Below are 19,455 nucleotides of genomic sequence, written 5' to 3' on the forward strand. Positions count from 1 at the left end.
ATCAAGCATTAAGTTCCAGCCCTACGGGGCAATGGTCGCTCCCCATGATATGGCAATCGATCCCGGCATCCTTTAACTGCGGCTCAAGCCGCGAAGAGACGAGAAAATAATCGATTCGCCATCCGATATTCCGTTCCCTCACCTTGGGCATGTAGGACCACCAGCTGTACACCTCTTTACGGTCAGGGTAAAAATAACGGAACGTGTCCGTAAAGCCGGATTCCAGCAGTTTTGTGAACTTGTCCCGCTCCTCTATAGTAAAACCTGAATTGCCCATATTGGACTTCGCATTTTTCAGATCAATCTCCTGGTGGGCGACATTCATATCACCGCAAACGATGACAGGCTTGTCCTGATCAAGTCCAACCAGATATGCCCTGAACTGCTCCTCCCATTGCAGCCGATGCTCCAATCTGGACAAATCGCGCCGCGCATTGGGGGTGTACACATTGACCAGATAAAAGCCGTCAAATTCCAGTGTGATCACGCGTCCTTCGGAATCGGCATCCGTCTCCCCCAGCCCGTACGTTACCGCCAAAGGTTTGATTTTCGTAAATACGGCGGTTCCGGAGTATCCTTTCTTCTCGGCATAGTTCCAATATGAATATACTTCGCTGCCAAGCTCCAGACTGATTTGTCCCTCCTGCAGCTTCGTTTCCTGCACGCAAAAAATATCCGCACCCGACGCATGAAAATAATCCGTAAAACCTTTGTTCACGCATGCTCTCAATCCGTTTACATTCCAAGATACCAGCTTCATGTCAAACTCCCCTCACCTGTTTCCTGTGACCCAGTTTAACATACCGAGCCGAATTTGGCCTGTCTGCTTCCCGGTTTCATGCAATCTTCACGGATTGCAGATCCAATCCAATGCTTCGCGGAAGAGCAGCTCCTTTTCGCTGCAATGGCACACCAGATGGCCGCTATTCTCGATCATCAGCAGCTTTTTATCCGGTGACCCGAGATGAGCAACCAAGTAAGATGCGCTGCGGTCTCTGACCAGATGATCGTTCGTGCCCTGCACAATAAGCGCCGGCTGCCTGACCTGCCCATAAATCTCAAACGTTTCGCGCACCAGCCGATAATATTCACGCGTAGCCCATGGCGGTGTCTTAATCGCGTTTCTGATATAAGCCTTCAGCATTTCGGCGCGAAGCAGTGTCTTCATAATTTCGCGCGGGTTCAAGGGAAATACGGGAGTGGACAGGAGGATCAGCCTGCCGATCCTTTCACCATATTTGGCCGCCAAGTGAACAGCAATCAGCGCACCTGTCGAAAAGCCGATCAAGTGGACCGTTGAGTGCTGTGCCAGCAGGCCCGCCAGTTCCTCCTCCGCGCGGCTGATCCAGTCCCTTCTTCCGGCTGCGAGCATTTCCTCACGCGTTCCCGTGAGACCTTTCAAGGTAAAAGTACGTGCCGTACAGCCATGCTGCCGCAAATAATCGGCCAAAGGCGCAACCTCATGCTCCCCTCCGGTAAAGCCATGAATCAGCAAACAAACGGTCATCGCGGCTCAGCTCCTGTGTTGTCTATTTGTACATATCATTTTAAAGCATGGCCCTGGGTATAACCAAATGGGCTCACCCTGCCTATTCTTCATCAAAGCTTGCTTCCCTCTTCATTCTCCGGTAGTATGAGACTGCCAAAAATACGGAAGCATGAATAGGAAGACTATATATCCAGACGCTCTGCGAAGGAGGATATGATTACAGTGAAAGAAGCGGAACAACCGTCCTTGCAGAAAAAATTGCTCCCCCGCCATATTACCTTTATGGCGATGGGCGGGGTCATTGGGACGGGCATTTTTAAGGGGAGTGCGGAAACGATCAGCCTGGCCGGCCCAGGCGTTATTTTCTCCTATATATTAGCGGGACTCCTGCTGCTCGTCGTTATGGGAGTTATCGCGGAAATGGCTACCGTATATCCCAACCACAATATGAAGGATTTTATCCGCACAGCCTTAGGAGAACGCATTTCCTTTATTATCGGATGGATGTACTGCTTTATGTGGCTTACTGTCTGTGTCATAGAAGTGCTCGCCGCCGGCAGCTTCCTGCAGTACTGGTTGCCGGATGTTCCCTTGTGGCTGCTGAGTCTGATCTGCGCTGCTTTTATTATTGCGGTGAATATGATGAGTGTCGGGCGTTTCGGTGAGCTGGAGTTTTGGCTGGCAGGCATCAAAATTACAATGATCGTGGTGTTTATTATTCTGGGGGCCTGCCTTTTGTTCGGCATCCTGCCTTCGGCACATACGCCCTATCTGTCCAACTATGTTCAGCACGGCGGTTTCTTTCCGAACGGGTGGACGGCCATTTTCCCGGCGCTGCTCGTCGTCACCTTCTCGTACGGCGGGTCCGAGCTGATCGGCCTTACCCTGACGGAAACGGAGAACGCCGCCCAGGTCATGCCGCGTATCGTGAAAAACTTCATTTTGCGAGTCGTGCTCTTTTATACTCTGCCGATTCTCGTGATTTGCGGCTTGATTCCATGGAATCAGCTAAGCGATCAATCCAGCCCGTTCGTTCAGGTGTTGTCAGCGGCCGGTCTTGCCGGTTCGGCGCATGTCATGAACTTCATCCTGATCACCGCCGTTCTGTCAGCCGCCAATTCTGGCATTTACGGCGCTACCCGCATGCTGCACTCGATGGCCATGAACGGTGAAGCGCCGCATCTGCTCGTTCGTACCACAGGCCGCGGCGTTCCACGGAACAGCCTGCTGCTGTGCGCCCTCGTGCTTCTCGGAGGCTCCATGCTGGCTTATGCCGCACAGGACAGCCTGTTTCGGGTGCTGATGGCAGTGCCCGGCTTTGTCGTGCTCATCGTCTGGATCACGATCTGTCTCGCGCAGTTGAAGCTGCGCAGGCTTTATCCAAAGAAGCCGTTTTTCACCGTATGGGGTTTCCCATACATCACCGGATTGACGGTCCTGTGTCTGTGCATCATTGCAGTCGTTTTTCTGTTTGATGCCCAGAACCGCATCAGCATCGGTGCATGTCTTGCCGTACTTGCATTGCTGGCGGTTTGGTCGCTGATCAGATTTAAAGCGAATCAAAATTGAAATATTCAATTTTTTGTAACTTCCCGAATGACTGCAAATGCTTTATTTCAGCTATATTAAAATAAAACTATTAGTAGGAGGGTATCCACTTGTCCGGACGCGTCTTACAGCTGCTGCGCATCGTCGGTAATTTTGAAGCGGTATCGTATCTGCTGCTCGTTTTTATCGCAATGCCCCTCAAATATTTGGCGGATCAGCCTTCCATGGTCAGCGTGGTCGGCATGATTCACGGCGTTTTATTCATCCTGTATGTGGTGGCCATTCTCGCGGCACTGCTGGTGCGGAAATTGACATTCAAGCAGGCCGTTCTCGGCTTCATCGCCTCACTGCTGCCTTTCGGTCCTTTCGTATTCGACCGCAAAGTGCTGAACAAAGGCGGTATCCCTGCCGAGCCTGTCAATCCCAAAGCATAAGAACATATTCAATCCAAAACACATAATCGAATGTAGAACTGAAATTTCATTTGGGAGGGCGCATGCCCTCCTTTTTCTTTTTCAGCTCCCCCTTCATCAAAACTTACGTGCGGTTTTCCCTCGTTCGGCTTTCCGATGTTCTTCTTCCCATAAGACTATTGATTAAAATGAAATAATGAATATAATAAAGTCAGATCTAAAAATCATATATATGAATCAAAATCACATATGTGATTTTGATGGAAAGGAGCCAAATGTCAGTTAAATCTGCTGAGCGTGTTTTAAGGGTATTTGAGTTGTTAGCTCTTCATAAAGAAGGATTAACGATAAAAGAAGTTAGTGAACTGCTTTCATTTCCTCAAAGCAGCACATCCACTCTTGTTAAGACTTTGTTTGAAGAAGGATATTTAAGTCAAGATGCTCTTAAGAAATATAAATTAGGACCTAAGTTAATTCAGATTGGAACGGTTGCCATGGAATCGTTGGATATTTCCTCTCAAGGACAGCCTTTCCTTAAAAAATTAATGGAAGAAGTGCAAGAAACCGTTTTTATGGCTTTACTATCTGATGATGAGTTGGTATACGTTGCAAAAATAGATAACAATCGTTCGATTCGCACAACTGCTCAGCCAGGTTATCGAAAACCGTTATATTGTACAGGATTAGGAAAAGCATTTTTAGCTTTCTTACCAGGAGAAAAGCGAAGCGAGATATTGGATAAAACACCGCTCATTTCGATTACGGATAAAACCATTACAGATAGACAGAAGTTGGAGAAGGAGCTGGAAAGATTTATTGATGCAGGATATTCCATTGATGATGAGGAGAACGAAGAAGGGTTGTTTTGTCTTGCAGCACCCGTATTTGGAGCGGATGGAACGATTCAAGCGGCCATCAGTGTAGCTGGTCCGAAAGAAAGGATGCTTACACGTAAGGATTTTATTACTGACAAATTACTTCGCACATCAAAACAAATCTCAGAAAGCATTGGACACACATCCAACTAGTTAGAGAGAAAAGGGAGGAACAATATGGATGTTGTAAGTGTTGGAGAAACGATGGTTTTGTTTACTCCCGAAACAACTGGCCAAATGAGATATGCCAAACAATTTTCTTCCAGAATTGCAGGGGCAGAAACAAACACCCTAATCGGTCTGGCCAAACTCGGGCATCAAGCAGGCTGGATTAGTCGAGTTGGAAAGGATGAATTTGGCTCGTCCATTCTTTCATTTGTCCGTGGTGAGGGAGTAGACATTTCTCGAGTGAAACAAACTACTGATGCCTCTACCGGGATCTTTTTTAAAGAAATCGTTAGTGAAAAGAATGTACGTATTCATTATTATCGGAAAGATTCGGCAGCAAGTTTATTGGCTCCTCAAGATATTGATGAAGATTACATTGCACAATCAAAATATTTATACATCACAGGCATCACACCGGCTTTAAGTGAATCATGCAGGAATATGACATTCTATGCAATGGATATTGCAAAGAAAAATGGTGTACAAATTGTATTTGATCCAAACGTTCGCCGTAAACTGTGGGATGATGAATTAGCCAGAAAGACATTACTAAGAATTGCTGAAAAATCTGATATTATCCTGCCGGGCATTAGCGAAGGTGAATTTTTATTTAACGTAAATCATCATAAAGAGATTGCCCAATTATTTCATCAGCTTGGTGCAAAAGTGGTTGTCGTTAAACTTGGAGAACAAGGCGCATATTATTCGACCGATCATGAAAACGGTCTCATTCAAGCAGTGAAAATCGAACATGTTGTGGATCCAGTTGGGGCTGGTGATGGATTTGCAGCAGGGCTTCTTTCAGGGCTTCTTGACAATTTACAAATGGAGCAAGCAGTTGCAAGAGCATGTGCAGTCGGAGCTATGGTCACAACTGTGAATGGTGATGTAGAAGGTCTGCCTGATCGAGATGCGTTAGAAGCATTTATTCGATCGTCTTCATCTGATGAGGTTTCCCGATGAATTTCCCCATTATTACTTAGGAGGGTAAGAACATGAGTACATTATCTGAAATTTTAGAACATAAAGTGATCGCAATTATACGTAATGCTAAGCCTGAGGATGTTCCAAAAATTATAAAAGCACTTTATGAGGGCGGAGTAAAAATAGTAGAAATTACAATGAATTCTCCGAAAGTTCTATCTGTTATTGAAAAAGCGGCAGACGAGTTTGGCGGAAAAGTGACCATAGGAGCAGGCACTGTCCTCGATCCTGAAACTGCCCGCAGCGCTATACTCGCCGGAGCTGAGTTCATTCTATCCCCTACCATTAAGGTCGAAACCATTAAAATGACAAAAAGGTATGGAGCAGTAAGCATCCCGGGTGCTTTTACCCCTACAGAAATCTTGGAGGCTTATGAAAATGGCGGAGATATTATTAAAGTATTTCCTGCAACACTGGGACCTGGCTATATAAAGGATATACGGGGGCCACTTCCGCAAATTCCGTTACTGCCAACAGGCGGTGTAGGGCTGGATAATATCAAGGACTTTATGGCTGCAGGAGCAGTTGGATTTGGAATCGGGAGTTCTCTTGTAAATACAAAAGAAGAGATCACAGAAGAGTATTTGGTTCAATTAACGGAAAAAGCAAAGCAATTTATTTCAGCTGTCAAAACTAATCATTAAAAAAGGAGCGATCCCGTAATGAAGATTACTAATTATGAATTATTTATAGTACCGCCTCGTTGGCTATTTCTCAAGATTGAGACAGATGAAGGGATTGTTGGCTGGGGAGAACCTGTAATAGAAGGAAAAGCAGCAACCGTAAAAACTGCGGTTGAAGAATTAATGACGTATTTAATCGGGAAAGATCCATTAAGAATTGAAGATAACTGGAATTTAATGTACAGAGGAGGCTTCTATAGAGGAGGCCCTATCCTAATGAGTGCAATTTCAGGTATTGACCAGGCACTATGGGATATCAAAGGTAAATATTTTAACGCACCTGTGTATCAGCTCTTAGGCGGCGCTTGCCGTGATTCGATTCAAGTGTACTCCTGGATAGGCGGTGATCGTCCCAGCGATGTGGCTGAGGCAGCTAAAGCAACTGTTGATAGAGGATTTAAAGCAGTCAAAATGAACGGTTCAGAAGAACTGCACTACGTAGATTCTTTTGAAAAAGTAGAAAAAATATTAGAAAATGTAGCAGCTGTTCGAGAGGCAGTTGGTAAACATGTCGGAATTGGATTGGATTTCCACGGACGCGTGCATAAACCAATGGCTAAAATTTTAGCGAAAGCACTTGAAGAATTCAATCCTATGTTTATTGAAGAACCGGTATTACCACAAAATAACGAAGCTTTAAAAGAGATCGCTCAATTAACTTCTATTCCAATTGCAACTGGTGAGCGCATGTTCTCAAGATGGGACTTCAAACCATTATTAGTTGGAGGATATGTTGATATTATTCAACCTGATCTTTCGCATGCGGGTGGTATTACAGAGTGTAAGAAAATTATTAGCATGGCAGAAGCATTTGATGTCGCAGCAGCTCCACATTGTCCGCTGGGGCCGATTGCATTAGCTGCTTGCTTACAGGTAGATGCAACTGCACATAATGCATTTATCCAAGAACAAAGCTTAGGGATTCATTATAACCAAGGCAGCGATTTATTGGATTATGTAAAAGATGCAAGTGTGTTTGATTACAATAATGGTTATGTCAAAATCCCACAAGGACCAGGACTGGGCATTGAAATTAACGAAGAGCATGTACGCAAAATGGCAAAGGTTGGACATCAATGGCAAAACCCGATATGGCGCCATGCAGATGGAAGTATAGCAGAGTGGTAAAAAACAAAAGAGGAGAAGTAATATGAACCAGAAAGCAACAAGTGTTCGTTATGGTGTAGTGATACTTTTGTTTATTACAGTAATCATTAATTACATGGATCGAAGTAATATTTCAATAGCAGCCCCTCTTATTACTAAAGACTTAGGTTTAGATCCAGTAAAAATGGGTTTAATCTTCTCGGCTTTTGGTTGGACCTATTGTGCTCTGCAAATTCCTGGCGGATGGCTTTTAGATAAGTTAGGAAATAGAAAGACGCATGCTCTTGGAATTACTGGTTTCTCTGTTGCAACACTGTTACAAGGGTTTGTTAGTGGTTTTTCAGGGTTATTCTTTCTGCGAGTTGGTCTGGGAGCTTTCGAGGCACCAGCATTTCCAACGAACAGTAAAGTTGCAGCTGCCTGGTTCCCGGAAAATGAAAGAGCTAGAGCAGTATCCCTTTATACATCAGGACAGTTCGTTGGATTGGCATTTTTAACGCCTACATTAATAGCGCTCCAGCAATGGTTGGGATGGAGAGGACTATTTATTCTTACAGGTATTATTGGAATTGCATGGGCTATGCTCTGGTACATTTTATACAGAGATCCTCAACACAGTAAACGTGCGAATAAAGAAGAATTAGACTATATTCGTGAGGGTGGAGCCATTTTTGATTCAGCTGCTGCTGAAAAAGTTGCAAAACCTAAAACAGGATTAAAAGATTTTGCAGTCGTATTAAAAAGCAGAAAGTTATGGGGAATATACATTGGACAATTTTCAGTAGCTTCTACGTTATGGTTCTTCTTAACATGGTTTCCCACTTATCTTGTTCAATACAGAGGGTTAGGATTTATTAAGACCGGTTTTCTGGCTTCTTTACCGTTCTTAGCAGCATTTGTAGGGGTTATATCAGCCGGCTTCCTTTCGGATTACCTTGCAAAAAAAGGCGTCTCAGCAGACATTGCAAGGAAAGTCCCTGTTATTACTGGTTTATTATTAGCCACATCAATCATCGGGGCTAACTATGTTGAAAGTACTAATTTGGTCGTTCTATTTATGTCCATTGCGTTTTTTGGAAACGGTTTCGCGTCCATCACTTGGGTATTTGTTTCCCTGCTGGCACCAAAAAGACTTATTGGTATCGCTGGAGGTGTGTTTAACTTCATAGGTGGTACAGCGTCTATTATTATTCCTATCGTGATTGGTGTATTAGCAAAAGGCGGTGATTTTGCACCAGCACTTACATTTATTGCTTGTGTAACTTTAGCCGGGGCACTATCTTATATCTTCTTGGTTGGGAAAATAGAGAGAGTGCCTGACCGTTAAATGAATAATTAAACAAGTTGGCTCTCACCTCGACCGAACTCGCATCGGCTAGTTGCGCCTAACTTGGTTAGGTGCGCGCAAAAAAAAGAGAGCCGGGGATGTAGGTCCCTGGCTCATTTTTTCACTTATCTGATCCGCTCTTGTTCTCTTCTTCCCGTTGAATAAGCATGTCGGCAAACAGGTCGATCTGCTCGCTGATCGCGATCGGGTCGTAAGGGTAAAACGTATCAAAATCATTCGAGAAAAACCGGTTGTTCTTCACGGCATCAAGATTCCTCCAGACACCGGATTTCTTCAGCTTTTCAAGGCTTTCGCTTGACCCGTCCGGATCATAGTTGGTCAAAAATATATAATCCGACGCATATTGAGGCAGCGCCTCCAGGGAAAGCAGCTTGGTTCCTTCGCCTCCCTGCAACAGTTCCTTCTGTATGGACGCTGGCGCTTTAAGCCCCAAGGCACTATAGAGGGCCTGCCCGCCGCGACCGGCATTGTCCCCGAATGCATACAATTCATTCTTCGGGGTCAGCTCGTATATGCCGAAGGTTGCGTTTTCGTCGATAATACCTTTGATTTTTTCACGTCCGGCGGCCGCTTTTTCTTCATATTTGCTGATAAACTGCTTACCTTTCTCCGGATGGCCCGTTAAATCCGCAAACAGCTCGACCGTTTTATAAATGTCTCTTTCCGCATCAAACGGAATATGTACAGTCGGCGCGATTTTGGACAGCTGCTCATATTGATCATCGTACATGACCACGATCAGATCAGGCTGCAGCTCCAAAACGGATTCCGCGTTAATCGGCGTTCCCACATCCTTGATGTCCTTCATTTGGTCTTCTATATAAGGATTTTTGAAAGCATCACTTCCTGAGCCCACTACAGTCGTCTCGACGGACAGCAGCGCGCCTGTATAATAATCGGTTATGATCCGCTGCGGCTTGGCAGGAATCTCGATCGGTCCTTTGTCTGTTTCGAAAACCCGCGTTTCATTTGCAGCAGTTCCAGTGCTACCCGTGCTCTCTTCCGTTTTTCCTGCCGCCGTGTTTCCAGAGCCGCCCACCGCCCCGCATCCAGACAGAATCATCGTAAACATAAGCAGCAGAATGCTGATTGCAGGCAATTCTTTTTTCCGCCTCATTTTCCTGTATCCCCCTACAGTTAGCACTAAATATATGATAATGAAAATCATTATCATATAAATGATAATAGCAAGACATTTCCCTGCCGTCCAGCCTTTTTTAACGACTTCCTGAGAGGAATTCCGGAAACACAAAACGGGCCAAGTCCACTGAAGTGTGACCCGCCCGTTTAAAGATGAACCATTTCCGTATTGTGCTGCATTGACCGCAAGAGTAATACCTCCTGTTAGAATTGAGTTTTACATATATTTTCTTTGTGAATGCGCTTACAATTTACTTTAAAACAAATCGCTTACCAACTGGATCCACCCCCATATCGAGAGATACAACGGAATGCTGAGCAGCGTTGCCCACAACAGGCCTACCCGAAAATCTCCTTCATGTCTCATGGGAATTCCTCCTCACGATTGATCTTTTGGTACCGCTTACTACATATTATATACCCAACCGGCGAAGTTACCACTCCTTTTTTACACTCAGAAGACATTTGGGCTTTAAGAAAAAAAAGCAGACACAAGGTTAGTTCACTCCTTGGTCTGCTTGAGTGTAAGGAAGGCTCAGCCTGCCTTATAGTTTATAAAAAACCTCCAGCTCCCGCACGATTTCAGCTTTATCATGCTCGACAACCTTCTGATGCTGCGGCAGCGTGAACAGCTGCTCGATTTGTGGCGGGAATTGCTGCTTGATATCCACCAGCCGCACCGCTTCATCAAATTTCGCCGGATGCGCCGTTGCAAAGGTTACTGTGACTTCCCCTTCACCGGCCTCTGCCTCGTATGCCGCAATGCCGCAGGCTGTATGCGGATCGAGAAGGTAGTCATAATCTTTCTTGTAAGCTACGATGACTTCCAGGCACTGCTCATTGCTGGCTCCATGGGCCGCGAAGTCCTGCTGCACCTTGACCAGATCCTCAGGGCTGACTGTAATCTTGCCGTTTTGCTGCAGTTCCTTCATATATGCGGACACCTTCTCTGAATCCTCGCCCAGGAAATAGTACAGGTATCTCTCGAAGTTGCTGGCCACTTGAATGTCCATCGACGGGCTGTGGGTCATTTTGAAATCACCCGGCTTATATTCTCCCGTCTTCACAAAGCGCTCCAGAATATTATTCTCGTTGGTGGCAATGATCAGTTTATTGACCGGAAGCCCCATTCGTTTGGCCAAATAACCGGAGAAAATATTGCCGAAGTTGCCGGAAGGCACACAGAAATTGATTTTCGGAAGCTTCTCTCCCTTGTTGATTTGCAGGTATGCATAAAAATAATATACGGTTTGGGCCAAAATCCGCACAAAGTTAATGGAGTTAATGGCGCGCAAATGGTATTTGCTCTTAAAATCCAGATCTGCAAACAGCTCCTTGATGACCTTCTGGCAATCGTCAAAGTTGCCTTTGACGGACAGGTTCAGCACATTCTCATCATCCACCGTCGTCATCTGCAGCTCCTGCACCTTGCTCACCTTTTGATGCGGATGCAGGATGCAGATCTTGATGCCTTCCTTGCCGCGCACACCCTGAATGGCCGCCGCGCCGGTATCACCGGAGGTCGCTCCAAGGATATGGATGATCTTGTTCTGTTTCTTCGATACATAAGAATAGAATTCACCCATAAACTGCAGGGCAACGTCCTTGAATGCAAAAGTAGGTCCGTGGAACAGCTCCAGAATATACAAGGAGTCATTCAGCTGATGCACAGGTGTCACTTCCGGCGTCCGGAAGCTGGAATAGCTGCGGCGGACCAGTTCCCGCAGGTCCTCTTGCGGAATCTCATCATTGATATACAATGAGAAAATTTCCAGGAACAGTTCCTCGTAGTTGAGCTGCTTCCATTTCTGCAGCGTCTCCTCCGTAACGACCGGAGCTTCAACAGGCACCATCAGTCCCCCGTCATCTGCCAGGCCCATTAGTACCGTGTCAATGAATCCTTTGGGTTCCACTTGTCCTCTTGTGCTAATATACTGCATTGTCCACTTTCCCCCATTAAACGTAAATATTTTAATCTGTTAAGAAAAAACGATTTTAGAAAAAAATCCACCGGACGTGGACTCTTTGCTTAAATGTACATCGGTATACTTTTTTTTAATTATTGTCTATATTAACCTGACATGTGGCTGTAACCAAGCATTATTTTTGTTTTCGCAAAATATACCTCCAGGAACTGAACAAATCGCAGCTCCAGGGGAGCATAGAACCTCTTAAAATGATACAATGGCAAGGCTGGATGCTACAATAGTATGGAACGATAGGCTCAAACTACAGGTGATATAAAACATGCTGAAATTCTACTTGTTTCCGATCTCATATGCGTTTTTGACCTTCCCGATCGCCGCACTGCTGTTCACACTGCCGTTTCTTATTGTGCAGTACCGCAGACACGGCTATATCCACAAGGCAAGAGCATTTATGCTGTATCTTTTTTTGCTGTATCTGATGAATATATTTTATCTTATTCTGCTGCCCTTTCCCGAAACACGGCATAATGCGCCGCTCGCGGGCGGCAATTTACAATTGGTTCCGCTCCATTTTATTCAGGATATTATCCGGGAAACCAAAGTCGTTGCGGATGAACCTTCAACCTATTGGCATCTGCTGCAGGAACGCGCCTTCTTGCAGGTTGTGCTGAACATCGCGCTGACGGTGCCATTTGGCATGTTTCTGCGCTACTATTTCCGTACAGGGTGGCTGCTGTGCATCTTCCTGTCTCTGCTGCTCTCGCTCACGTTTGAGGGGATTCAGCTGTCGGCCAATTTCGGGTATTATGACAATCCCTACAGAGTGGCTGATGTGGATGATTTGATTGCCAATACGCTTGGCGGCATCACCGGCTTCCTGCTCGCAGGCTGGCCTGCAGCCCACCTTCCCCGCATGGACCGCCTGGATGAGAAGGTCGACCTGTCCGCCAAACGCGTATCCTACACAAGGCGGGGCGTCGCCTGGCTGATCGACCTTGGGGTATGGCTGATCATTTATGCCCTGTTGATGAACTACCATACAACAGCAGCTTATTGGATATCCAGCGGGTTGTATTTTATGCTCCTTCCCTTTCTGACGGGCGGACGAACAGTGGGCAAATGGACGGTCCGCATTAAGGTGGTTGGTGCAAGCGGCAGGGTCTCCCTGCCGGCGCTGATCGTCCGCTACGGTATTCTCTATTGGATATTAGGTGGAATCAGTATTTGGTTTCCCGTCTTATCCCTGCGGGTCTCCGATCTGACCTTTGTCATGGCCGCATTTGTAGTATTCGTTGTGATGGTGGCATTTGTCGTCCATATCATGACCCGTATCCTGAAAAAGGACCCGCTTCTGTTCTACGAGAAGCTGAGCAGAACCTCCCATGCCATCACCTGGCCGGACAAGCACCGCAACAATAAAAGCCTGCAGACTACACCGATGTAGTTTGCAGGCTTTCTTGCCGCCGTCTCTAATTCATCCTGGTCATTCTGGATGAGCGCCACATCAGGAACAACAGATAAGGCGCTCCGAGCAGAGCGGTTACGATGCCGGCCGGAAGCTCCTTGGGCATGATTACAATTCTGCCGAGCCAATCTGCAGCGGCCAGCAGCACGCCGCCAATGAGGGCGGCAAGCACCATGTTCTGCCGGTGATTCGAACCTGTAAGCAAACGTGCGGCATGGGGAGCCAGCAGTCCGATAAAACCGACCGAGCCAACGCTGGCTGCTGCGATGGAGGCCAGCAGAACGGCAATGATGCCGGTATACAGCCGGGTATTGCGGACATGCAGGCCGACACCGGCCGCGCTTTCGTCGCCGAACGCCAGCAGATCGACTCTGCGGCCAAGCCACCAGGCCAAGGGCAGCAGCAGGACGAGGGCTGGCGCAAGCTGCAGCACCTCCGCCCAGCCGCGGCCGTAGGTGCTGCCGGCCATCCATGCCAGTGCGGGGGCGACGGCCAGCTTGGCGTGGATGATCATAAGATTGATCAACGCCGAGCCCGCGGCGGCCACGGCAATCCCGACAAGTGTCAAAATGGTCGGGTTCAGCCCCCTTTTCCAGGAGACTGCATAGACCAGCGCTGCGGCGGCAATCCCGCCGATGACGGCTCCAGCCGGCACCCAGCTCACAGGCAGCTGCGGCAGCAGGATCATCAGGAAGAGGGCTCCCGCTCCCGCGCCGCTCGTAACGCCCACGATATGCGGGTCACCGAGCGGATTACGGACAGCGCTCTGCAGAAGGCTGCCGCTAACCGCCAGTGCGATTCCAGCCAGGCCGGCTGTAAGCAGACGAGGCAGGCGGAATTCCAGCAAAATCTGCCGGTACATGTCTTCTCCCCCGCCGGATAATACCGCTATGACCTCTGTAAAGGGAATCTGGAGCGTTCCGCTCATCAGGCTGAGCGTCCACACGGCGAGCAGCAGGAGACTGAAAAGGACGACCCACAGGCGGAAAGATCCCCAACTGAGTCTACCCCCAGCAGCCATGGAAGTGGTCGGCCCGCCTTCGATCCTGCGCGAGACGCGCATGGCAAGCCAGATCAGCCAGGGCCCGCCGATCATGGCCGTAATGGCGCCTGCCGGCAGTTCACCGTACGAATTGACGAATATCCGGGCGATCGTATCGGCGCCTGTCAGGAGGGCGGCCCCCCATACGGCAGCAAGCGGCACAAGTCCGGCATGTTTCGTAATGCCTGTTAAACGGACCAGATGGGGCGCAACCAGGCCGATAAAACCGATGGGCCCTACGACACTGACGGTCACACAGGCTAACAGAACGGCCGCCGCCATTGCAGCGGATCTTGCCAGCCCTACACGCTGGCCCAGCGAACGGGCAGTCTCTTCCGAGAGCAGCAGCATGTCCAGTTGGCGGGCAAAGAGCATCGCAGCGAGCAGTCCGGCGGCAACCCACGGCCAGGCAAAAACGACACCGTCCCAGTCGTTCTGAATAAGCGATCCCGAGCCCCACAGAAATATGCCCTGGGTGGTTTGCTCATTCAGCAGCACCAATGCGCTTGTTACGGAGGAAAGGATAAGCGTCACAATCATCCCCGACAGGGCGATGCGCAGCGGAGTGCCCTTGGATCCGCCTGCCAGCGCATGAACAGCGAGTGCAGCTGCCGTCCCGCCGATGACAGCAAAGAGAAGGGAGTAGTGTCCCTGCAATACCGGCCAAAAGAGCATCCCGCATACAACCGCCAAATAAGCGCCCGCATTGACACCAAGAGTTGACTCCGAAGCGAGTGGATTGCGGGTGACCGTCTGCATGAGCACACCGGCTGCGGCAAGCGCCGCACCGGACAGCAGTCCGATCACGGTCCGCGGCATGCGCACGCCACGGATGAGATGGTGATCGGGCAGATCCTGCGGAGCCGTAATGGCTTGAAGGACGGTCGTCAGAGAGATGTTAGCCAGCCCTTGAGTGAGGCTGATAAACGAAATGACGAGCACAGCCGCAAGCCCTAAGAGCAGCATCCCGATGGTACGCAGGCCTGTCCCGGTTCGTGCGGCTTGTTCCGGCTGTAAAGGTGTTAGATTTCTGTTGAAGATGCCCATGGTTACTTGGTCAGCAGATCGGCAGCCTTCTCAGCCATGACCTTGGCTCCCAGCGGGCCTCCGTACGGCCAGGTATCTCCGCCCAATGCATAGATGCGGTTTTCTTTTACAAAATTAAGGCCGTTCCAGACCGGATTATCCTTCAGCTGATTTTCAAAGACATTGTCGTCATTCTGGGTAATATGAATGAAATTGGCATCCTGCAGCGCGGGCAGTGCCTCAACGTCTGCAGTTGTGAATCCGTAAATCTCAAATTGTTTCGATTTGTACGCATTTTTAAGACCGAGATGCTCCAATGTCTTGACAGACAGGGAGTTATCCGTAGATATACGGAACGTGACAGCATTCTGGTTGGTAAAGGCCATGGCAAGAATAAACGGCTTCTGATCCGCGCCGGCTTCCGCGATCCGCTTTTTGGCCGTTTCATACGTCTGATGCAGATCATCCAGCACAGCCTGCGCTTCCGTATTCTTGTCCAGCACATCGGCGATGGTCCGGAACGTTGTTTCCATATTTTCGTACTGGTCTCCCTGCCCCTCTTCCGGGTAAGGATTGAACAGCAGTGTTGGCGCAATCGCTTTTAATGCGTCGTAGTTTGCCTCATTCAGGGATTTCAAGCCCAGGATTAAATCCGGCTTCAGGGAAGCGATTAATTCCATGTTGGGAGCGCTGCGGTCGCCAATGTCCGTGACGTCCGCGCTTATTTCCACCGGTATGTCAACCCATTTTTTCATTCCTTCGATATCGGTAATGCCTACGGGCTGCATGCCGAGCGCCAGCACATCCTCCGCAGCCGTCCAATCCAGCACGACCACGCGTTTGGGAACACCTGTCACCGATATATCTCCCATGGCATCCTTGAAGGTACGTGTTTCCTGCGGCGTGCCATTCGATGCCTCCGCAGCCGTCCCTCCTCCTTCAGTAGCGGTGTTCTGAGCGCCGCAAGCGGATAGAATGACAGCGAACAATAACATGATCAAAAAAGCAGAAGATTTTACAATACGCAATGATACTTCCCCCTTAAGCTGTATGTAATAAAAAAGCCCCGCATTGATTAATGATAAAGATTATCATTATCATATATCCGTTTTATGATAATCGTTCTCATTAAGGCTGTCAATTCATTCTCTGTTGTTTTTTTGTTCAATTTCGCAAATTCCTGCTATTTCCTTCCCCATCGTCAAATTTTAGTGCATAATGAGAAAAACGAAATTAAAACGCTTTCAAAGCTTACACTTGATGTAATTGCATAAAAAATAAAGATTGGGGGCAGGGAGCATCATGAACAGAATTTCCAAGCTGCCGAAGCTCGTTCCGGGCAGAATGAACTGGAATGATTTCAAATCAAAGCTGTTGCTGAGGTATACCTTGTCTTATATCCTTATTTTTCTGATCCCGCTCACTGGCGTTACCGTGCTCGTCTACAACAGCGCGATTGCGAGCCTGCGCTCGGAAATCGAGCAGTCCAACGTCAATCAACTGAATCAGGTGCGCATGACCATAGACAGCCGTATGGCGGAGCTGCAGGATATCGCCGGACGCATCGCCTATGACGAGCATCTGACCCATTATATGGCGCGTCACCCATATTACAGCCGTGAAGCCATCAACGCACTGGCCAATTACAAAGCGAACAGTCAAATCCTGGACGATCTGTTTCTCTATTTTCGCGGCGACCCTGTGATTTATTCCTCTACCGGTCATACGAATCTTGAGGTTGTCTTTAATCAAAAATACAAGTTCAGCAACTGGAGCCCGGAGGAGCTGCGCCGCGACCTGAACGAAGTGATACATCCGCTGATGCGCCCAGCAGAACGGGTAAGTGTAAATTCCAGGCAGGAATCGGTCCTCTCGCTCCTTATCCCGATCAAACCAAATGATCCTTATCCTTATGCCACAGTAATCTACCTGATGGAGGAATCCAAGCTTACGGGCATGATGGATTCCATTTTGAACAACTTTTCAGGCAACAGCTATATTTTCAATGAAAAAGGGCAGATCCTGACGTCCAACAGCCACGGGGCAGCCATTCCCGCAGATGAACTGGATAAACTGGTCGCTCTGGGGCCAGGCATTCACAGCCTGACGCTGAATGATGAGCAGCAGTCCATTGTGGCTGTGCGGTCTGAGGAAAATGGGTGGACCTACATGACCACCATGCCGAGCAGCCAATTTTTCAGCCGGATCGTTCACGTGCAGACTCTGATTCTGATCGTATTCGCTGCCGTAGCGCTGACCGGAGTCACCGCCGCCATTATGCTTGCAAGACGACAGTATCACCCGATTCAGGATCTGCTCGAATTTGCAAGGGTGAAAACTGGCACCAAATCCCTGGATACGGTTAAATCCGGCGGAGAATGGGAGTGGATTCGCCAGACCATTCATGACTACAGCGTGCGCATTGATATTCAAGAGCCCTATGTGCGCAACCACTTCCTGCTGACACTGCTCAAGCACGGAAATCCGAGTGACGAAGGACTGGACTCCATTATCCGCTCCATGGGCTTGCAGTTCCCACAGACGAAAGGCAGTTATTTTGTCATGCTGCTCACCTGGGACGAATTCCCGGCAGCCTCCTCCAAGTCGGGACTGGACCGCAGAATGATTTACAAGCTGTTCAGCGACCTGGAGCTTCCGGAAGTGAAAGCCCGTGTGTATGGCATTGAATTTTCACCTGCCGATCCCTTCGCGCTGATCGTCAGCATTGCGGAAGATGAAGGCGCTACGCTGCACGAAAGAATCCAGGGGACCGCCGATTCGGTACGGGCAAAGGTGGTTGAATCCTTCTCCCTCCATCCTTCCATCGGAGTGGGAACACCTTACAGTTCTCTGGGAGAAATCAACCAGTCGTTCATTGAAGCGGCCACTGCTCTGGAATTCCGCATGCTGGGAGGACAGGGGAGCATTACTTTCTTTGAAAATCTGACCAGTTCATCGCCCGAAGCCTTCTGGATTTCCAAAAAGTCGCTGCTCAAGCTGGAGCAGAGCCTTAAACAGGGGAACGAATCCGTGGCCGTGCAGATGATCGATTCCATTATCGCGGACATCCGCAACCAACCGGTATCGGCGGCGCTGCTGCGGTGCATCTGCTTTGACCTGCTGAATTCCCTGCTCAAAATTGCATCCGAGTCCGGCATGACCAGTGTCATCCGCGATATTCCCAGATTTACCTCCTTCGAAACGCTCGAAGAACTGGAAAGCACTCTGGAAATGCTGGCCATGCAGATTTGCGCGCAGGTCGAACGCAAGGCGGAGCAGCAGCAGAGCTCGCTGGTGGACGATATTGTCAGCTATGTTGACCGGCAGTTCGCCGATTACACGCTGAGTCTGGAGCAGTTGGCGTTAAAGTATTCCATATCCACTTCCTATTTGAGCCGCTGCTTTAAAGAAAAAACGGGCTCTACCTTTTCACAGTACATTTGGCATCTGCGCATGAATGAAGTGATCAGACTGCTGCTCACCACCAACGATCCTCTAAAGGACATTATCGAGCGGGTCGGCTATCTGGACACCCCAAATTTCATCCGCAAGTTCAAAAAAGAAACCGGCTGCACACCGGGCCAATACCGGAAGCTGTATGCGGACACGTATCCGGACACGGATCACACCGCCTCAGGCTCGGCCCACTCAGGGACAAAATAGGAGAGTCGATAACACGAGAGTGACCCAAAAAACCATTGAATCTGGGGCACTTCTTTGTGTGTTATGAGACGCTCCGAAAACGAACCATTCCTACAATCGCTGTTGACCCCGAATTTCATATTATTATAATTTTAGTGGTAAAAATCCGGGGTCAAAGGCGAGCGCTGCCGCTTTTCCGGAATTGCTTCGTTCTCTCCGCTGCTCCGTGCTTAACCCTACTTCAAAATGATCGGAAAGAAATCACCAATCTCCACAATTTCCCGTTTGGCTAGGGACAGGATATCCCCCTGTTCCCCTCCCCTATTCCATAGTCCAGTGTGTGTATGAAGTTCGGACTGGAAAGTTCTTATTGCTGAAAAATCCGTCTATTCGGTCAGACCCCCTAATTTTGGAGAGATGCCGAAAAAAAGATGCTCAGCCGTAGAATAGCTCGACTTTGCTCGTTCACACGGCACATTCGTATTTTTTTAATTCAGCCGGTGCTTCCCTGGCCCACTCTATAAACGAAGCGGGAGATCGTTTACCGAGACTTCGGTGCATCCTCCGGTTGTTGTAAAAATCCATGTATTCCTTCAC

The 19,455-nt window shown here is 48.4% G+C and carries 15 protein-coding genes; 9 read left to right on the plus strand and 6 right to left on the minus strand.

The window, feature by feature from the left end:
• Position 1: 1 nt before the first annotated feature.
• Positions 2 to 760: an exodeoxyribonuclease III gene (locus ACI1P2_RS17380; RefSeq protein ID WP_355321113.1), complete on the minus strand. Its 759-nt coding sequence runs from the start codon at positions 758 to 760 to the stop codon at positions 2 to 4.
• Between the two features lie 87 nt (positions 761 to 847).
• Complete coding sequence (locus ACI1P2_RS17385; RefSeq protein ID WP_355321114.1) at positions 848 to 1,507, minus strand: alpha/beta hydrolase; 660 nt, start codon at positions 1,505 to 1,507, stop codon at positions 848 to 850.
• Positions 1,508 to 1,702: 195 nt separating this feature from the next.
• Between ACI1P2_RS17385 and ACI1P2_RS17390 the strand changes: the two genes are divergently transcribed.
• The 7 genes from ACI1P2_RS17390 to ACI1P2_RS17420 all read left to right on the plus strand — a co-directional run bounded on the left by ACI1P2_RS17390 (position 1,703) and on the right by ACI1P2_RS17420 (position 8,594).
• On the plus strand, positions 1,703 to 3,058 hold the full coding sequence (locus ACI1P2_RS17390; protein ID WP_355321115.1) for an amino acid permease: 1,356 nt from the start codon (positions 1,703 to 1,705) through the stop codon (positions 3,056 to 3,058).
• Positions 3,059 to 3,147: 89 nt separating this feature from the next.
• On the plus strand, positions 3,148 to 3,471 hold the full coding sequence (locus ACI1P2_RS17395) for a DUF3817 domain-containing protein (protein WP_355321116.1): 324 nt from the start codon (positions 3,148 to 3,150) through the stop codon (positions 3,469 to 3,471).
• A gap of 254 nt (positions 3,472 to 3,725) precedes the next feature.
• Positions 3,726 to 4,478 carry an IclR family transcriptional regulator gene (locus ACI1P2_RS17400; RefSeq protein ID WP_355321117.1) on the plus strand — a complete coding sequence of 251 codons (753 nt, stop codon included), beginning with the start codon at positions 3,726 to 3,728 and terminating at the stop codon, positions 4,476 to 4,478.
• Positions 4,479 to 4,502: 24 nt separating this feature from the next.
• Positions 4,503 to 5,456, plus strand: a complete 954-nt coding sequence (locus tag ACI1P2_RS17405; RefSeq protein ID WP_355321118.1) for a sugar kinase — start codon at positions 4,503 to 4,505, stop codon at positions 5,454 to 5,456.
• Positions 5,457 to 5,488: 32 nt separating this feature from the next.
• The gene (locus ACI1P2_RS17410) at positions 5,489 to 6,121 is read left to right on the plus strand and encodes a bifunctional 4-hydroxy-2-oxoglutarate aldolase/2-dehydro-3-deoxy-phosphogluconate aldolase (RefSeq protein WP_355321119.1); all 633 of its coding nucleotides are present in this window, start codon (positions 5,489 to 5,491) and stop codon (positions 6,119 to 6,121) included.
• A gap of 18 nt (positions 6,122 to 6,139) precedes the next feature.
• The gene (gene dgoD, locus ACI1P2_RS17415) at positions 6,140 to 7,288 is read left to right on the plus strand and encodes a galactonate dehydratase (RefSeq protein ID WP_355321120.1); all 1,149 of its coding nucleotides are present in this window, start codon (positions 6,140 to 6,142) and stop codon (positions 7,286 to 7,288) included.
• A 22-nt stretch (positions 7,289 to 7,310) separates the two neighbouring features.
• Positions 7,311 to 8,594: an MFS transporter gene (locus ACI1P2_RS17420; protein WP_355321121.1), complete on the plus strand. Its 1,284-nt coding sequence runs from the start codon at positions 7,311 to 7,313 to the stop codon at positions 8,592 to 8,594.
• A gap of 121 nt (positions 8,595 to 8,715) precedes the next feature.
• On the opposite strand, the gene ACI1P2_RS17425 is transcribed toward ACI1P2_RS17420, so the two are convergent.
• The gene (locus ACI1P2_RS17425) at positions 8,716 to 9,732 is read right to left on the minus strand and encodes an ABC transporter substrate-binding protein (RefSeq protein ID WP_355321122.1); all 1,017 of its coding nucleotides are present in this window, start codon (positions 9,730 to 9,732) and stop codon (positions 8,716 to 8,718) included.
• Positions 9,733 to 10,300: 568 nt separating this feature from the next.
• Positions 10,301 to 11,695 (minus strand): threonine synthase, encoded by a 1,395-nt coding sequence (thrC, locus tag ACI1P2_RS17430; protein ID WP_355321123.1) that lies wholly within the window; start codon positions 11,693 to 11,695, stop codon positions 10,301 to 10,303.
• Between the two features lie 307 nt (positions 11,696 to 12,002).
• Here thrC and ACI1P2_RS17435 point away from each other — a divergent pair, with 307 nt between their 5' ends.
• Positions 12,003 to 13,127, plus strand: a complete 1,125-nt coding sequence (locus tag ACI1P2_RS17435; protein ID WP_355321124.1) for a VanZ family protein — start codon at positions 12,003 to 12,005, stop codon at positions 13,125 to 13,127.
• Between the two features lie 25 nt (positions 13,128 to 13,152).
• Here ACI1P2_RS17435 and fhuB read toward each other — a convergent pair whose 3' ends face one another.
• Positions 13,153 to 15,237 carry a Fe(3+)-hydroxamate ABC transporter permease FhuB gene (fhuB, locus tag ACI1P2_RS17440; protein ID WP_355321125.1) on the minus strand — a complete coding sequence of 695 codons (2,085 nt, stop codon included), beginning with the start codon at positions 15,235 to 15,237 and terminating at the stop codon, positions 13,153 to 13,155.
• A 2-nt stretch (positions 15,238 to 15,239) separates the two neighbouring features.
• Positions 15,240 to 16,244 (minus strand): ABC transporter substrate-binding protein, encoded by a 1,005-nt coding sequence (locus tag ACI1P2_RS17445; protein WP_355321126.1) that lies wholly within the window; start codon positions 16,242 to 16,244, stop codon positions 15,240 to 15,242.
• A gap of 274 nt (positions 16,245 to 16,518) precedes the next feature.
• Between ACI1P2_RS17445 and ACI1P2_RS17450 the strand changes: the two genes are divergently transcribed.
• Complete coding sequence (locus ACI1P2_RS17450) at positions 16,519 to 18,879, plus strand: helix-turn-helix domain-containing protein (protein WP_355321127.1); 2,361 nt, start codon at positions 16,519 to 16,521, stop codon at positions 18,877 to 18,879.
• The last annotated feature ends 576 nt before the right edge of the window (positions 18,880 to 19,455 follow it).

Origin of the sequence: Paenibacillus jiangxiensis (assembly GCF_046098255.1) — a bacterium.
GTDB lineage: Bacteria > Bacillota > Bacilli > Paenibacillales > Paenibacillaceae > Paenibacillus > Paenibacillus jiagnxiensis.

Coding starts and splice junctions, on each gene's coding strand:
- ACI1P2_RS17385 (WP_355321114.1), bottom strand. CDS start 1,507: ATGACCGTTTGTTTGCTGATTCATGGCTTTACCGGAGGGGAGCATGAG.
- ACI1P2_RS17435 (WP_355321124.1), top strand. CDS start 12,003: ATGCTGAAATTCTACTTGTTTCCGATCTCATATGCGTTTTTGACCTTC.
- ACI1P2_RS17410 (WP_355321119.1), top strand. CDS start 5,489: ATGAGTACATTATCTGAAATTTTAGAACATAAAGTGATCGCAATTATA.
- fhuB (WP_355321125.1), bottom strand. CDS start 15,237: ATGGGCATCTTCAACAGAAATCTAACACCTTTACAGCCGGAACAAGCC.
- ACI1P2_RS17425 (WP_355321122.1), bottom strand. CDS start 9,732: ATGAGGCGGAAAAAAGAATTGCCTGCAATCAGCATTCTGCTGCTTATG.
- ACI1P2_RS17380 (WP_355321113.1), bottom strand. CDS start 760: ATGAAGCTGGTATCTTGGAATGTAAACGGATTGAGAGCATGCGTGAAC.
- ACI1P2_RS17450 (WP_355321127.1), top strand. CDS start 16,519: ATGAACAGAATTTCCAAGCTGCCGAAGCTCGTTCCGGGCAGAATGAAC.
- ACI1P2_RS17405 (WP_355321118.1), top strand. CDS start 4,503: ATGGATGTTGTAAGTGTTGGAGAAACGATGGTTTTGTTTACTCCCGAA.
- ACI1P2_RS17420 (WP_355321121.1), top strand. CDS start 7,311: ATGAACCAGAAAGCAACAAGTGTTCGTTATGGTGTAGTGATACTTTTG.
- ACI1P2_RS17390 (WP_355321115.1), top strand. CDS start 1,703: ATGATTACAGTGAAAGAAGCGGAACAACCGTCCTTGCAGAAAAAATTG.
- dgoD (WP_355321120.1), top strand. CDS start 6,140: ATGAAGATTACTAATTATGAATTATTTATAGTACCGCCTCGTTGGCTA.
- ACI1P2_RS17400 (WP_355321117.1), top strand. CDS start 3,726: ATGTCAGTTAAATCTGCTGAGCGTGTTTTAAGGGTATTTGAGTTGTTA.
- thrC (WP_355321123.1), bottom strand. CDS start 11,695: ATGCAGTATATTAGCACAAGAGGACAAGTGGAACCCAAAGGATTCATT.